Genomic DNA, 608 nt, shown 5'->3' with positions numbered 1-608 from the left:
ACGATGATTACGGGGTTTAATGTGGATTTACGTCCTTTTGGTAGAGGCTAATGGCAAAAGTCTTTTTGACCAGTTCTTGGGATATGGAGCGTATAGCCCCTTATCTTGAAGAGATTATTGCATCTTTTAGAGAGTATGTAGAGCGTTTTAAACATGAAATTACGTTGCAAGAACTCATTGAATCTATTTGCATGGGCGAGAAACAGTTATGGCTTGTTTTGGATGATGAAGAGCGATTTTTAGCGGTCGTCACGACCCAGATACAACAGACAGTTTTAGGAAAGAAGCGCGCGCTCATTTGTGAATGTAGTGGCAAAGGTGTTCTTGATTTGGTTGACAATTTACAAGTTGCAGAGGATTGGGCGCGTGAGAATGGCGCTTTTGAAATGGAGATCTTGGGTCGTTTGGGTTGGAAACGTGCATTGGACAAGCAAGGTTACAGCATAGATATGCTTTATTACAGGAAGGAATTGTGAAATGGGGAGCAAGACACCAGCAACAACAGAACAAAAGCAGGTACAGACAAGCGCCCCTCCTGCTTGGATGGAGAATGTATTTAAGCGTGGGGGTAGGGATGCGTATCAAATGTATGACACAGGGATTGGGGG

At 43.6% G+C, this 608-nt stretch carries 1 protein-coding gene; it reads left to right on the top strand.

Annotated elements, in window-relative coordinates; genetic code table 11:
• The first annotated feature begins 50 nt into the window (after positions 1 to 50).
• Entirely contained in the window at positions 51 to 476 is a 426-nt protein-coding gene (locus ACFIKD_RS09755) for a hypothetical protein (RefSeq protein WP_375647950.1), read from the top strand.
• Positions 477 to 608: the final 132 nt, after the last annotated feature.

The sequence above is a fragment of the Bartonella sp. CR84HXZ genome, from assembly GCF_042194535.1.
Classification (GTDB): Bacteria; Pseudomonadota; Alphaproteobacteria; order Rhizobiales; family Rhizobiaceae; genus Bartonella; species Bartonella grahamii.
Note: the sequence above shows the minus strand (reverse complement) of the source record. Positions and strands in the feature narration are given on the sequence as shown.

Bases quoted from the DNA above. Each gene is read 5' to 3' on its own strand.
- ACFIKD_RS09755 (WP_375647950.1), top strand. From the start codon at position 51: ATGGCAAAAGTCTTTTTGACCAGTTCTTGGGATATGGAGCGTATAGCC.